This window comes from Bacteriovorax sp. Seq25_V (assembly GCF_000447795.1).
In the GTDB taxonomy this organism is placed as follows: Bacteria; Bdellovibrionota; Bacteriovoracia; order Bacteriovoracales; family Bacteriovoracaceae; genus Halobacteriovorax_A.
Genome location: NZ_AUNI01000019.1, coordinates 64,374 through 79,514, shown reverse-complemented (window position 1 = coordinate 79,514; position 15,141 = coordinate 64,374). Strand labels below are relative to the sequence as shown.

At 36.7% G+C, this 15,141-nt stretch carries 14 protein-coding genes; 7 read left to right on the top strand and 7 right to left on the bottom strand.

Features of this window, described 5'->3' with window-relative positions:
- Window positions 1–51 precede the first annotated feature (51 nt).
- From pgsA to M900_RS11755, 4 genes are all read left to right on the top strand, one after another.
- A complete protein-coding gene (pgsA, locus tag M900_RS11770; protein ID WP_052600815.1) occupies window positions 52–720 on the top strand; it encodes a CDP-diacylglycerol--glycerol-3-phosphate 3-phosphatidyltransferase in 669 nt (222 codons plus the stop codon).
- A 7-nt stretch (window positions 721–727) separates the two neighbouring features.
- Window positions 728–1,936: a phosphoserine phosphatase SerB gene (serB, locus tag M900_RS17980; RefSeq protein WP_021275227.1), complete on the top strand. Its 1,209-nt coding sequence runs from the start codon at window positions 728–730 to the stop codon at window positions 1,934–1,936.
- A gap of 81 nt (window positions 1,937–2,017) precedes the next feature.
- Window positions 2,018–2,359, top strand: a complete 342-nt coding sequence (panD, locus tag M900_RS11760) for an aspartate 1-decarboxylase (RefSeq protein WP_021275037.1) — start codon at window positions 2,018–2,020, stop codon at window positions 2,357–2,359.
- A gap of 55 nt (window positions 2,360–2,414) precedes the next feature.
- Window positions 2,415–2,987 (top strand): leucine-rich repeat domain-containing protein, encoded by a 573-nt coding sequence (locus tag M900_RS11755; protein WP_021275104.1) that lies wholly within the window; start codon window positions 2,415–2,417, stop codon window positions 2,985–2,987.
- 12 nt (window positions 2,988–2,999) lie between these two features.
- On the opposite strand, the gene M900_RS11750 is transcribed toward M900_RS11755, so the two are convergent.
- From M900_RS11750 to M900_RS11735, 4 genes are all read right to left on the bottom strand, one after another.
- Complete coding sequence (locus M900_RS11750) at window positions 3,000–4,136, bottom strand: glycoside hydrolase family 3 protein (protein ID WP_021275091.1); 1,137 nt, start codon at window positions 4,134–4,136, stop codon at window positions 3,000–3,002.
- 107 nt (window positions 4,137–4,243) lie between these two features.
- The gene (locus M900_RS11745) at window positions 4,244–6,151 is read right to left on the bottom strand and encodes a hypothetical protein (RefSeq protein ID WP_021275209.1); all 1,908 of its coding nucleotides are present in this window, start codon (window positions 6,149–6,151) and stop codon (window positions 4,244–4,246) included.
- Entirely contained in the window at window positions 6,141–6,494 is a 354-nt protein-coding gene (locus M900_RS17270) for a Crp/Fnr family transcriptional regulator (protein WP_021275124.1), read from the bottom strand. Before M900_RS17270 ends, M900_RS11745 begins: the two co-directional genes overlap by 11 nt.
- A gap of 77 nt (window positions 6,495–6,571) precedes the next feature.
- Window positions 6,572–8,899 (bottom strand): ATP-dependent Clp protease ATP-binding subunit, encoded by a 2,328-nt coding sequence (locus M900_RS11735; protein WP_021275089.1) that lies wholly within the window; start codon window positions 8,897–8,899, stop codon window positions 6,572–6,574.
- A gap of 134 nt (window positions 8,900–9,033) precedes the next feature.
- Between M900_RS11735 and M900_RS11730 the strand changes: the two genes are divergently transcribed.
- Entirely contained in the window at window positions 9,034–10,737 is a 1,704-nt protein-coding gene (locus M900_RS11730; protein WP_021275044.1) for a mechanosensitive ion channel family protein, read from the top strand.
- Window positions 10,738–10,804: 67 nt separating this feature from the next.
- On the opposite strand, the gene M900_RS11725 is transcribed toward M900_RS11730, so the two are convergent.
- From M900_RS11725 to M900_RS11715, 3 genes are all read right to left on the bottom strand, one after another.
- Window positions 10,805–12,085 carry a cytochrome-c peroxidase gene (locus tag M900_RS11725; protein WP_021275272.1) on the bottom strand — a complete coding sequence of 427 codons (1,281 nt, stop codon included), beginning with the start codon at window positions 12,083–12,085 and terminating at the stop codon, window positions 10,805–10,807.
- A gap of 141 nt (window positions 12,086–12,226) precedes the next feature.
- Entirely contained in the window at window positions 12,227–13,072 is an 846-nt protein-coding gene (locus M900_RS11720) for an endonuclease/exonuclease/phosphatase family protein (RefSeq protein ID WP_021275140.1), read from the bottom strand.
- A 49-nt stretch (window positions 13,073–13,121) separates the two neighbouring features.
- Window positions 13,122–14,525: a hypothetical protein gene (locus M900_RS11715; RefSeq protein ID WP_021275194.1), complete on the bottom strand. Its 1,404-nt coding sequence runs from the start codon at window positions 14,523–14,525 to the stop codon at window positions 13,122–13,124.
- Window positions 14,526–14,611: 86 nt separating this feature from the next.
- Here M900_RS11715 and M900_RS11710 point away from each other — a divergent pair, with 86 nt between their 5' ends.
- Both M900_RS11710 and M900_RS17975 read left to right on the top strand, forming a co-directional pair.
- On the top strand, window positions 14,612–14,902 hold the full coding sequence (locus M900_RS11710) for a ferredoxin (RefSeq protein ID WP_034732567.1): 291 nt from the start codon (window positions 14,612–14,614) through the stop codon (window positions 14,900–14,902).
- 110 nt (window positions 14,903–15,012) lie between these two features.
- Window positions 15,013–15,138 (top strand): hypothetical protein, encoded by a 126-nt coding sequence (locus tag M900_RS17975; protein WP_021275263.1) that lies wholly within the window; start codon window positions 15,013–15,015, stop codon window positions 15,136–15,138.
- The last annotated feature ends 3 nt before the right edge of the window (window positions 15,139–15,141 follow it).

Sequence of the window (15,141 nt, the reverse complement as noted above, 5' to 3'; positions counted from 1 at the left end):
GGTTCTCATTAAATGGACGAGGGCATACAATGGTGCTACCCTGAGGCAGTAATGGAAAATCAAACAAATCAAATTAACATTGATAATCTTGACAAAAATGCTCCCGTAGATGAGTGGGAAATCGATAACCTTCCAAATCGTCTTACAATTTTGAGAATGTTTTTGATTCCAGTCATTATTGGCTCTCTCTATGTAACAACTTTCGAACTGTCATGGTCTGAGGAACTGAAAAAGACCCTAGGCTACGTCGCTGCATGGACATTTGTAGCGGCCTCAATCACAGATTTCTTTGATGGCTATATTGCGCGAAAGAGAAAAATAGTTACCGTATTTGGCTCTTTCCTCGATCCAATTGCCGACAAATTCTTGGTTGTCTCTTCACTAATTCTCTTAAACAATCTTAGCCGCATTCCTGTGCTCGTAGTGGTTGTTTTAGTTCTTAGAGAAATGTACATGACGGCCCTAAGGCTTCTTGCAATGGAGCGTGGGATAAAAGTACCTGTGAGCAGTCTCGGAAAATGGAAAACGACCTTTCAAATGATAGCAATCCCGATGCTCATGGCCTGGGATAAACCTTATGGAATTTCATTTCCACTTTTAGGGACTATTTTTATCTATTTATCATTCTTCTTCTCAGTCTATTCGGCGATTCTTTATACCGGAGGATTATTGCAGAAGATCAAAACAGCGCGCGCTCAAAAGAAAAATTCAGCGCATTAGGAATACAATGACAATAACTTCAAAAGATAACTTCGAAGGAAAAAATCTTTTAATCAAAATCTCAGGGCCTGACCATCCTGGTATTACTGCACGACTAATGAAGATCGTCAGTGAGAATAATACTCCTGTTCTCGACATTGGTCAGTCTGTTACACATGGACTTCTATCACTAAGCTTTGTTTTAAAAATAGATGAAAACTGTGCAAGTAGCGATCATGTTATTAAAGAGCTTCTTTTCGAGTCATATAAAATGGGAATGACACTTGATTATAAAGTTGTCGAGTCCCTGCTTGATACTGTAGCTAAGGATGAAGAGAAATTTATCCTTAACTGTGTTGCTCCGGTAAATATCACTCCGCACTTTATACGCGATATTTCGTCAACTCTGGCAAAATTTAACGTGAATATTCTTCGAATTGATAAAGTGTCTCCCACTGAATTTACTTCACTAGAGATTCTGACGATTGTTCCAGTAAGTACAGATCATAAGAAATTAAAAGAAGAACTTATTGGAGTTTCTAATACCCATAAGATTGATATCGCATTTTTAAAAGATAATGTTTTTAGAAGGTCTAAGAGACTCATCGTATTTGATATGGACTCTACCCTCATTCAAGCCGAAGTAATTGATGAACTTGCAAAGGCCCACGGAGTTGGTGATGAGATCTCAGAAATTACAGAGCAAGCGATGAATGGTGAGTTAGACTTTAATCAGTCGCTGACAAAACGAGTTTCAATGCTTAAAGGACTTGATGCAAAAGTCATGCACGACATTCTCGAAAAACTTCCACTAACTCCAGGTGTTGAAGAATTTGTTCAAACAATTAAAAAGCTTGGTTACAAAGTCGCCATCATCTCAGGAGGATTTACATACTTTGCAAATGCCTTAAAAGAGAAATTAAAACTTGATTACGCTTTTGCAAATGAACTGGAAATTATTGATGGAAAACTAACTGGAAATGTTTTAGGAACAATAGTTAATGCTGATCAAAAAGCAATTCTAGTAAGCCTAATTGCTCAACAGGAAAATATCTCACTAGAGCAAGTAGTGGCAATCGGTGATGGTGCGAATGATCTTCCAATGCTTTCACAAGCAGGACTTGGAATTGCTTTCCACGCTAAAGACATTGTCAAAAAAGCTGCTCAGAACCACATGTCTCATGGGCCTATGACCTCAATCCTTTACTTCTTGGGAATTCCAGGAAGCCTTAAATAATTGAAATTTAATAGGGAAAATTTGGTATTTTCCCTCTTTTTTCTTTGAAAATGGGCCAAATATATTATAAATTGGCCCACTATGAGAGAAGTATTACAATCAAAAATTCATAAGGCCTACGTTACCCAAGCTGATCTTGGTTACATCGGGTCAATAACAATTGATGAAGAGCTTCTCGAGCTAGTAGATCTATGGCCAGGCCAAAAAGTTCTTATTGTATCAAATACGTCGGGTGCAAGGCTAGAAACTTACGTTATTAAAGGCGAAAGAGGCTCAGGTGAGATCTGTGTAAACGGAGCGGCAGCACATCTTGTAAAAAAAGGCGATGAAATCATCATCATCTCTTTCACCTTTTCTGATAGCCCAGTTACACCAAAACAGATTCTTGTTAACGAAAAGAACCAATTCGTACAATTTCTCTAATTTAACAGAAATCTTTTCTTCTTTATCTTTTTGCTAAATCTATTAAAATTATAGAATGAGCAGTTTAGTAATAAAACTTAGAAAAGGTGTGACAGAAATAAATTGGGATAAGTACGATTATCACTTCATCACACGCGTTGAAATTTTTTCCAATGACCTCGCAGCAATAAACTGTCCAACAGATTTTCCAACCGATAGAATTAAATCAGTTGAACTCAACTGCCCGGCCTTGAAGAAACTCCCTTCGTTTCTAGGAAGCTGCTTACGATTAGAAATTTTAAAGATTAAGAATTGCGTTCAAATAAACTTTGATAACCATGAATACGATTTTGATGTCTTGAAAACTTTGCAACTAGCAAACCTTGAATTAAAAGAAGTACCAAAGTGGCTAGCAATTTGTCACGAGCTTGAGACTCTCGACCTGCAAGGAAACGCAATTTGCGAACTTCCAGATTTTTTAAAAGAGTTAAAAGCAATACGAAGAATAAATCTTGACCACAATAGACTTACTCACCTTCCAAACTTTTTAAAAGATTTACCAAAGCTCAATCACCTCTCTGTTGATGGAAATCAATTTGATGAGGATGAAGTTCTGCGTATTAACCAGGTTTTTAAGATTACAATCTAACTATTAACCGGATTACAATAATCCGGCCTTTCTTTTAAGTTTTAGAATTCTTGTAACACTATCATTAATTTGTTTCGTTGATATTTTCCCTGTATTTACGAGGCGAATAATTAAATTACTCGCTTTAGCGGCAGTATCCTTGTCGTAATGTAAATTATTTCCAAAAAGTAAAATATCAATTCCAGCATTTAGTGCTAATTCAATTGCCTGCTCAAAACCATAATGATCTTTAATGGCCCCCATATTCATATCATCACTGATAATAACTCCTTCATATCCTAAATCAGTACGTAGTAGATCACCAAGGATCTTCTTACTTAGAGTCGCTGGATAGTCGGGGTCAAGGTTCCTTTGATAGACATGAGCACTCATGATCATATCTACTTTACCATCTTCAATTAGATCACGATAAGGAGTTAACTCCCTGTCCTGCCAAGTCTCAGTTACATCAACCATGCCAAGATGGGAGTCAGAGTCAGAACTTCCATGACCAGGAAAGTGCTTTAGAACAGAAACAATTCCGGCCTTATTTTGTATATCGATCATTTGAGAAGCTAATTGAGATACTGTATTCTCATCCTCAGAAAAGCTCCTTTTAATTTTTCCAATAACTGGATTCTCTGGATTTACATTGACATCCACGAGAGGTGCGAAATTCATGTTAAAATTATTCTCGTGTAACTCTCCTGCAAGTTTACTCATTTCTTTTTGAACAACTCGACTCTCAGAAGTTCCAAGCTCCATTGGAGAAAGTTTTGATTCAAACCCATAACGACTCTTAAGGCGTGAAACCATACCTCCCTCTTCATCGACTGAAATAAAAAGAGGTATCTTCGCAAGGGATTGCATATCTTGATTCAATTTCTTTAACTGAGCAGGGTTTTTAATATTTCTATCACGAACTTTAAGGGCCACATCATAATCAAAGAGAATAACTGAGCCTACCCCAATATCTTGAATATCACGTTTAATACTTTCTGAGTTCTCAACAGAATCACCACGAAATCCAATGAGTAAGAGCTGACCCACACGATCTTTAAGTGTCATTTTCGAGACGATCTCATCAATTGGAGTCGTACCGTTGGCCAGAGCAAATGGAGATGTAAGCATAAGTGAAAGTAATGAGCAAAATTTGAAAAATTTAAGCATAGCAAACCCTGAAAAATGATAAATAATAGTCACTATCATAAAATTTTTAAGGGTAATAATCAGGAATTTTGTACAAATTTCAAGGCCGTCTAAAAACTAGACACTTCCTAAGGAATATCATTTATATCTATTTCTAAAACCACATCTCGCCCAAGGTCCTTAATCTGTTTCATTGGGACACGTAGGCGTTTATAAAGGACCTGATGAGATTTAGAAGTATAGACATAGACCTTATCAATATTTCCTTCACCTTTGATCGAGGAGAATAAAGTTGAAATAAGCTTCTTAGAAAGCTTCGGGTCTTTTAACTTCTCATCAACAGAGAGTCGAACGATTTCGGCGACACGTTTCCCATCTATTCTATCAACCTTAAACCCTGTTGCTTTTTCAAATGGCATGAGCTCTTCTTTCTTTGCAGAGGTAACCATTGCTACTCCTCCGCGAAATTCTGAATCACTTGCTTTAGCGGTATTAACAACAAGAGTTGTTCGAGGCGCCATCTCTTTAGAAGATTTTATAAAGGCCTTTATTTCTTCGGGCCCTAATTTTAGCCTTTCTGAATATACATCAGAAACAAATCCCCAATAATTATCACTTAATTTTTCAAAAGGTTTCTTCGTGTTAGCATGAGATAGATTTAATGCGAGGAAATCACCTTCCCCCTTTGAACGAAAACGAAATCCCGACTCTGCAATAGAATCTCCATTTAAAGGATTAGCTACAAGATGGTGTCCAAGATCATCCAAAGACTTAACTTCGTAAATATTATCAGTGAAATTATAATTTTTTATTTTAGGGATGGCCTTGCTTATTGACTTGAATGTGGCGAATGAACTCACTCCTACTTCGACTAGTGAGAGTGCAATAGAATTAGATAAATCACTCTCACATGACTTATACATTTCATAAACTTTTGAATCTTTTGAGATATTGAAATCTCTAAATAAGTTAGAACACTCTTTACGAGAATCTTCGAGGTCTGAGAGATTATTAACAAAATATCCCGCAGATAATGCCTTCATTCCGCTTGATACGGCGGCCTCATAAACCTCGCTTCTCATTCCCCATTTTAAAAGTCCTGTGCCACGTAGCCCCCAAACTCCTAGTCTAAAAGTAGGACCAAGTAAAAATGGAGCGACGATCATCGTCCCATCGATGGCCATTGCCTTCATCTCTTTAGTATCTACAAAGTCTTTATTTTTATTATAATAAGAACAAGCAATATTACCAAAGATAGGATCGGCAGACTCATTCTTCCAATCAAGGCCACTAAGAACTCTCGAGACGAAGTCATCTTTCAATTCACTTTGGGATGAAGCTAATTTAAAAAATTCATCTTGTCTTGATTTTTGAACTGCAGGCCTTGACGCCATTAGAAATTCATATTGCTTTTGAGCTTTGTTACTATAATTAGAAACTTCTTTTATTCCGGCCTGAAGATTTGAAAGATAGCTTGAACTAGCGACAACGAAAGCCTTTTTGAATTTTGCTTCATTAAAATCTTCAGATGCTATATTCTCAAACTCACCAGCACCGAATATAGGATTTTTTGAAAGTAGAGAAATCTTTAATTTTTGAAGAGATTGCTGTTCCTTCTCTTTATCTATTCTCCAAGATGCTGAACAGCCCATACAGTTATTTAATTGATACGTTATTTTATTTAGCTGTTCGACAACATTCATCAGAAATTTAAAATCACTTTCTAAATTCTTATACTCATTTTCATACCAAGTTAGGTTTTCATCTTCAGGAGCTTTTCCATCTCTAACATAGCGAAAGAGATCTTTATTAGAATCAAGCTCAGCTCTTAAAAGGGCCTTATGATCTTCGAGTTTCTTATTTAACCATGTCCATTTAGCTAATGGTAACAATGAATCGTCAGAAACTTCAAGTGGTAGTGGCATGAGTTCTTCACGGCAAGAGCTATCAAAAGACTCAATATTCTTGCCCGAGCAAATCTCTTGGGCATTAACCTGAAGTAAAAGTAAGATAGGTAATAACGTTTTAGATATCAATTTTAATTCTCGTATTCGCTCTTCTTAAACGATCTAATAAAGTTGTAATAAGTGCACCAAACCAAGCTGGCTGCTTATCAAGATATTTTTGAAATTTTTCAATTGGAACAATGACAAGAGTGCATTCTTGAATAGCTCTTACAGATGCGCTTCGTGGCTTTTTATCTAAAAAGCTCATTTCTCCAACAAGCTCACCTGAATAAATTGTACCTATCTGATGTTCAGCATTGCCTTTTCGTTTATAAACAGAAAGAGTTCCACTTTGTAGATAGTACATATTTGCACTTTCTTCACCTTCACGAAGTAAGTATTCATTCGGTTTCAGATTGATTGTATCGGCCACAAAAACTCCTTAATTACTTATAAATTTTATTGGAATTTAGCGACCGAGAAAAGGGGGAAGAATCCCCCCATTGAATATTATAAGCTTACGCTTCCTTCTTTAATTTCTCCAGAGAGAACCTGCTTAGAAAGTGGGCGCACAATTTCACGGTTAAAGACCGACTGTAATGGTCGTGCTCCATAACGTTCATCATAGCCAAGTTCACAAAGTTTCTGGATCGTTTCTTCTTTTAAGATTACAGAAATTTTTTTTGCTGCAAGTCTTTCGTTTAATAATTTCACCTGTTTTGTCACCAGACTAGTCATTACTGATTTATCAAGCGCATGATAATCAACCACAGCATCGAGTCTACCCAATACCTCAGGCTTGAAGTCTCCTTCTAGATCTTTAGAGTTTGTAGTGAGAAGGATGATCGTGTTTTTAAAATCAATCACTCGACCTTTATTATCAGTTAAGCGTCCATCATCCAAGATCTGAAGCAAGATATCAGAGAAGTCCCTATGGGCCTTTTCAACCTCATCAAATAGAATCACGCTATATGGTCTACGGCGTACAGCTTCAGTTAGTACCCCTCCTTCCTCATATCCAATATAACCAGGGGCTGCTCCAATAAGTTTTGACACCGAATGCTTCTCACTATATTCAGACAAGTCCAGACGTATGATATTATCCTGAGTATCAAATAAGAACTCTGAGAGGGCCTTTGCAGTTTCAGTTTTACCTACACCAGAAGGTCCTTTTAATAAGAAAGAACCAAGTGGCCTTGTTGGGTCAGAAAGTCCTGCGTGAGCAGTCAGAAGAATTTCTGAAATTTCTTTTAATGATTCTTGCTGTCCAAAGACTCTATCATTTAAAAAGCTTTCAAGCTTTAAAATCTTATCCTGACGAGATTTTAAAATTTTCTCAACAGGTATTCCTTTTTGTCTTGAAATAACCTGAGCGATATTCTCTTTATTTAAAACCCAGTCATGATGACACTGCGATAGTTGTTTTTCTATCTCTGGAATTATCGAGTATTTAAGCTTCGAGGCTTCTTCATAATTTTGATTTCTCTCATTTTGCTCTAATTCAAAGCGGTAGCGGTCGAGTTGGTTCTTTAATTCAGAAACTTTTTTAAGCGATAAAACCTCCTGTTCCCACGAGCTTCTTCTCTGCGCAAAATCTGATTCAAGCTTCTCAAGTTCTTCTTTTAAATTTTTATTATCAGGTTCTATCTGAAGATAAACTTTCTTCGAACGAATATCTGCTTCAAGCTCAGCAAGAGATGCTGGCATCGCCTCAGCAGAAAGCTTTAAAGCAGAGGCCGCCTCATCGACAAGATCAATCGCCTTATCAGGAAGATTCTTATCAGTAATATACTGGTTAGATAAAAGAACTGAGTTATAAATTGCATCGTCAGAAATTTTAATTCCATGGTGCATTTCAAGTTTTTCTCTTACTCCCATAAGAATTTCAATGGCATCTTCAACACTTGGTTCTTCAACAGGAACACTTCTAAATCTTCTATCAAGAGCACTATCCCCAAGAATATATTTTTGATACTCTTCTGGCGTTGTTGCGCCTATACAATTTAACTCTCCTCGAGCGAGAGCTGGTTTTAAAAGATTGGCAGCGTCCATCGCGCCGTCAGTTTTACCCGCGCCTACAAGCTGGTGCATTTCATCGATAAAGAGGATTGAGTCACTTGCGTTTTCTTTTATAAATTTAAGAAGTCCTTGAAGCCTCTCTTCAAACTCTCCCCTAAATTTTGTACCGGCCATAAGCGCACCCATATCTAGAGAGTACACAGTTTTACCTAGTAGAACATCTGGTACTTTACCAGCGACAATCGCTTCAGCAAGACCTTCAACAATAGCTGTTTTACCAACTCCCGCTGGACCAACAAGGACAGGGTTGTTCTTCCCACGACGACCTAAAATCTCCATCACGGCACGTATTTCTTTTGTTCTTCCAATTACAGGGTCTAACTTACCTTCATTGGCAAGGTCATTAAGGTTTGTTAAGAAACTTGGAACTTCCGTTTCTTCTCCATGGGCTTGAGTAAAAATCTCTGGATTTATATTTAGCGCAGTGAATACTTGTGGAATATAACGAATAAGATCTTTTTCGATGACTTCCTGACGTCCTTCTTGAATTGAATAACTCGAAGCATATGTTAGCCACTCTGACAATTTTGAGCTTGGTCTAATATTTTGAGCATCGATATGTGATACAGTAGGAAGTTGATCAATTTTACCTTTTACATCTTTCTTATATTCTTTCAATGCACGAGAACAGAAGCTTGAAGGATTTGCCATTAATCCATGTAAGAGGTGATATTCTGAGAGTTCAGAATTCTTTCTCTTTAATACTTCCGTCTGTGCAATATCAAAAGCTCCAGCAACAATCGAATCAAATTTATTCATACTGACCTCCAGTCAAATATTCATCTAACTAAAAATAAGATGGTGTTTGTAAAGATCATGTCAAGGTTGGTTGACCAATATTTTTAAACCATGATATTTTAGGTGCTTAAAATTTATAAAAAATGGACTAAAATATGCAAATTAAAGCCCTTATAATCTCACTCATTTGTCTCATTTCTTTCGCAGAAGCAAAGTATCCCGAAGCAAGCCTTAGCTCTCCTCGAGATACAATGAATTATTTTTTGAAAACAATGAAAGGATTTAAGCTAGGTGACCAAGAGGCCATAAAGCTAGCAACCAAGGCCCTTGACACCGCTCATTTTTCAAAAGCTATTGCAGAGGTTAAATCAGAGGATTTTGCTGTTTCCCTTAGTCAAGTAATAGACAAAATTGAATATGTCGACGTAAACAAAATTCCAGAAAAGACAGAATATGATATTTGGTACTTTAGAAAAGAAAAGCTAGACGGAAATAACGATGTGGAAATTTCTATCATCAAGATGAAGGAAGATGGTAAATGGAAATTTTCTAAAGCGACCTATGATTCCTTAAAGTTTTACGAGTCTGCTCTTGCTTCAAAAGAGATTATTTCCAATGTTGTAGCTGACAAGAGTCTACGTCAGGAAATTTTACAGAAACTTCCAAGCTGGACAAAGAGAGAAAATCTCATTTTAAAAAATTATCAATGGATAGCGATCTTATTTATAATATTAACGGCCTTCATATTTGATAGACTTGTTCGATTCTATATCGCTTCAAAACTGATCCAATTTCTTGCAAATAAAAATATCAGTTTCACAAGTAAAGAGAGAAAACGAATCACTTACCCATTTGGATTATTTACATTCATCGCTATTTTTAATCTCTTAGTTGCAAAAATTAATCTCGATGAGGAAGTACTTTCAATCTTATTTAAGCTCGCAGATATTGGGATGGCATTTGCCATGGTACTTATCATCTCTTCTGTTGTGGATATTGTCTGCGTTTTTCTCGAGCGCAAGGCGAAGTTAACAGAAAATAAATTTGATGATGTTTTAGTACCTCTCATAAAAAAAACAGCTAAATTCTTCATCTATTGCTTTGGTATCATTTATGTAGGCGATGCACTTGATCTGAATATGAAAAATATCCTTGCCGGTATGGGAATCGGTGGTATTGCTTTTGCCCTTGCCGCAAAAGATACCGTCTCTAATCTCTTTGGCTCTTTCACTGTTCTTATAGATCGTCCATTTTCAATTGGAGACTGGGTTGTAATAAATGGGGATATCACAGGCTCTGTTGAAGAAGTTGGCTTGCGCTCGACTCGCATTAGGACAGCATATGACTCTCTCGTAACTGTTCCAAATGGAACGTTAACAAACGCGAATATTGATAATTATGGAAAAAGAAAGTACCGTCGCTTTATCACGACACTTGGAATTGACTACGATACTCCAGTTGAAACGATTGAAAACTTTTGCGAGGCCATTCGACAGGTAATCATTGCTCACCCACACACAAGAAAAGACAGCTTCCATGTTTATTTCAATAATCTTGGAGCAAGTTCATTAGATATTTACCTCAGTGTATTTTGGGCCGTTCCCGATCTTGCAGCAGAGTTATGCGAGAAGCACAATTTGCTTCTCGATATTATGCGAATAGCAAGAGATATGAATGTCAACTTTGCTTTCCCAACTCAGACTCTCCATCTACTAAATGAGGCAAAACCAGTTTATGAAAAGAGCGAGATTAACTATGATCTCATGAAAGCTCAAGTTGATAGACTTAAGAATGAGCGTACTCTGATGAGCCAGAATCGTTCTTCCATAGATCTTATAGAGAAAGACAAAAAAGTATAAGAGAATACAGCGAGAGATAAGTGCATTATTTCTCTCGCTTGCATAAAAGAATTCTTCTATTTTTAGATTACTCCGTAAGAGACTTTCTTAAAAAGAGAGCAATTAGCCTCTTTTCTTCGCTAGTTAAACGAATCATGTGACTCTTTATCAGAGGATGAGCGGTATTTTTCTTTTTGAAGAGCATATAACGATCTGTTTCAACAAAGAGCTGTTCTTTGTAATTATTCTTCTCAAAAGGTTCGAGTATCTTAAAGTCATAGTTATCAATAGCATTAGGTCCAGTCGAGTAGTGCTCGATAACCTGTTCTAACGTAGAGTACGCACCACTATGAAAATATGGTGCTGTTTTGGAAACATTACGAAGCATTGGAGTCCTAAAAAGATATTTATGCTGATCAGTTCCCGTTGTTAAGAATAACCCCTCATCATTATGTTTGATATCTTTTCCCGGACCAGTTTGTGGTGCCACAACATTAAAAAAGCCAATTCCACCAAGTAACTCACCATTGTGACAATTTGCACAGAGACCAGAAGTAGCAAAAGCAATGGCCCCTTTTTTCTCATCATTTGATAGTGCCCCTTTATCACCTCGTAAATATTTATCCCAAGGTGTTTGAGCGATCACAAATGCAAATTTTTGATAGTGCCCAAGAGCTCGACCAAAGTGACCGATATTAAACTTAGATAGGTCTGCAATATTAAAAGCTTCTTTAAATAGCTTCTGATACTTCGGCATTGCCATCAGACGCTTCATCACCGCTTCCCATAATTCGAGATTCGAATTAGTATTCGCAAGCTCATTAGTACCAGGAAGCCCTCTCATTTCGGCATGACTAGTGATTGGAAACAACGCCTGTGCTGCCAGTACAGAATCGAGCTCATCTACAATCTCATAAAACTCAGGATAATCACCATTGAGTCCTGGTTCTGGTGTGGTAAATTCTAACCGGCGCTTACTATAGTGAACACGACCATCCCAGAACATAAAACTAAGTTCATCAGAACCTACGTTAAAAAGACCTGGTGAATTTCGAGGAACGATTTGTTCAGAATTAGTTGCAACTCTTTTATTCCCTAAACCATAACCACCTTCTCCAATTGAAGTTGGAAGAGCATCACTTGTTCCGAAATTGGGATCATGACAAGTGGCGCAGCTAATATTCTTATTTCCTGAAATGGCCTCTTCGAAAAAAAGCGCCTCACCAAGGGCGTAAATTTTAGAATTTTTTCCAGAAGGAATAGTAACGGCCTTGAAGTTAAACTTCTTAATATAGCGATCAAGCTCTGTATCAAGAGTATTATTTGCAAAAGTTACTGTTGCAATAAAAAGTAAAAATAGTGTTCTCATAAATGTCCAATTGTGTTGATCAACTATTTTTGCGTAAAGTTGTTTGAGCTGTCAAACAAATAAAAGAATGCAATGCAAAAGAGATAAAGACAAGGCCCTTCTAGCAGGGGCCTTATTGATTATGATGATTAAAATCAATTTTTATTCGATACTGATGTCGCTAAAGATGGCCCTGTGATCAGACGTAAACTTTCCATCATACTTAAATTGATCAATCCCCCAATTAGAAACTTGCCAATTATCACGGCTCGACAAGAGAATATGATCAACACGACAGTCTGGAAAAATTTTTCCTTTTTCGAGATTACACCCATCGTTCAATCCTGTGTCTGTATTTCTAATCATAGAAAATTCATCTGCCAGATCGAAGCTATCATCGAAAAAAGTTTTTAATAAACTATAACCTTCTGTCGTTGGTTTCAAATTAGTATCACCTGCAAAAAGAATAGGTATAGCTTCTTTTGAAAAAGTATCAATTACAAACTGTGCTGATTTTTCTTTATTCTTTGTACGATTGTCAAAGTGTCCACCAACAAAAGTGAACTCTCTTCCCGTTTTATTATCTACCATTGTCGCCCATTGAACTCGACGTGGTAGAGCGAAACTCCAACCAAAGCTAAAGCGCTTACCTCCGCGGCGTCCAAGCCAGTAGCCACCATCTTTTACAACAGAAAAACGATCCCTACGAACAAGAAGTGCCGAATCGGAAAATTTAAAAACTCTATAGTTACCATAGAATAATTTGTAGTCTTTAAGTTGCTTCGCAATCCATTTTAATTGGCGTGAAGTCAGAACCTCTTGAAGAGAGATTATATCAGGATTATTTCTTTTTATCGTATCAACTATCCAATGTTTTCTTTTAGAGAATTTATCAAACTGACCTTTATTACATAAGGCACAAGTCGTATTAAAACTCATTACACGAATCTCTGTTGCAAAAATTGTAAAATTAAAAAATAGGGTAATCCATAAAATTATATTTTTCATATTAATATAATTTCATGGATATGAATGAGATTATAGACGGAAGAATATTCTATTTAGAAAATAACTTCTTCGCCTTAACATGATTTGCAACCACTTCCGGAACCATTTCTTCCCAACCACTCTCATTGTCCTCAATCATTTTAAGAACAGTTCGAGACCAAATGGCCGAGTAATCCTCATTGAAATTAGTCACATTAATTAGTCTCTTATTTTCAAAGAAATAATTTACGATACTCTTAATGCTTGGATCATACTTAACATCGTCAATATGATTTAGTTTTGATGAATCATCGTCATCAAGCGCAGGGTAAATAGCAAGCTTTGTTTGCTTTCCAAATAAAGCTCCTAATCCTCCCAGCATTCCACTTGGATTCTCTTCATATTTTTTGATATCAAGAATTTCTTGAAGATTGTAAACACCAGTCACAAAAAGAATTTTGCGACGACTTACGGACTCTAAAAACTCGTTAACTTCGAAGTAATTATCAAAATTAGAAATCATTACAACTTGTTTTAAAGCAGTGAGAAGATCAACTCTTGCTAAGAAGTCACGGTTAGAAACTTCGCCACGCTCAATTAGTTTAGACATTGAAACTTCAGGAAGTCCTAGGATTTCTTCACCATCAGCAACCTCTTCTTTTAAAATCTCAAGTCCACACTTAAGCATATCCATATTCACATGAGTCGGCGGTCTAAAAGATCCACGCAGGACAACAAGATTTTTCTTGTAAAGATAATCTCTCGCCTGTAATACGTGTCCATTCTCATCGAACATAACAACTTTTGTATATTTTCTCTTAACAAGTTCAAGTGATAAGATTCTTGAATCCATATGATCGAGGGCCTCGCCGCTAACATGAATCATATCGATTTCAATTCGTCTTGTTGAAAGATTATCCATTAGTGCTGAAACAAATTTATTCTTATCATCACGGTGAAAGAAACACGCATGAATCATATTAACACCGATAAGTCCGACTGCTTCTTGTTGTTGGACATTTTCCTGATCAAGCATACGGATGTGAAGAACAAGCTCTGATGCTTTTGCGTTTGGAGCGTGTTGAAAACGAACAGCTAACCATCCGTGACACTCGCCTTTTCCTGAGTAGCTCTTTGCCGCAACAGTATCAGCAAATACAAAGAAAGTAGTATCATCACCACGAACTTTGCCAAGTCTATCGACAAGCAGATCATACTCATAATCAAGCATCTTCATCACTCTGTCCTGGCATACATAACGCCCACTTTTCTCTTTTCCATAGATGCTATCAGAGAAAGTCATGTCATATGCAGACATTGTTTTTGCTACCGTTCCAGCTGCCCCACCGGCCTGAAAGAAGTTTCTTGCAACTTCTTGGCCCGCACCGATTTCAGCAAAGGTTCCATATATTTTATTATCAAGATTGATTTGTAGGGCCTTTTGTTTAGGCTCTAAAATTTGACAAAAATCCATATTTTAATTCCAATTTTTAGTAAATTTAAGATATGACTAGTTTAACAGAATATATCTAATACATAAAGCTTGAAGGATAAGCGTCTATGGAAGAAAACAATAAAACATCTTTTACAAAACATATTTTTGTTTGCACAAAGTGCACTAATGACAATCATTGCGATGACCTGAACTATGCATCTGACTTACGGATGGAATTAAAAAGCCGCGTAAAAACAGAATTCAATACAAAAGATATCAGGGTAAATGCAGCGGGCTGCCTTGGTGTATGTAACGAGGGTATTCATGCGGTGATATATCCAGAAAATAAGTGGTTTAAAAAATTGTCAAAAGAATCTATTGAAGATCTCATCAGCCACCTAAAATCAAGCCCTTAGCAAAGTGCAAGAATAAGTAAATGTAAGAATTAACATTTTCCTCACTTTATGCCGTATAATTAACTAGAGAAGGTCAAAACATAGGTTTTGGCCTTAATTAAGGGTTAATTATGGAAGTATCAGTAATCGCAGCAGGAATTATCTTTGGCATCATCGCTGGTGTTATCGGTGCTTCTATTGCAAAAGAAAAGGAACCTAAAAAGGTCCCTGTTCGTATCAAATCAAATTCAAGATAAGTA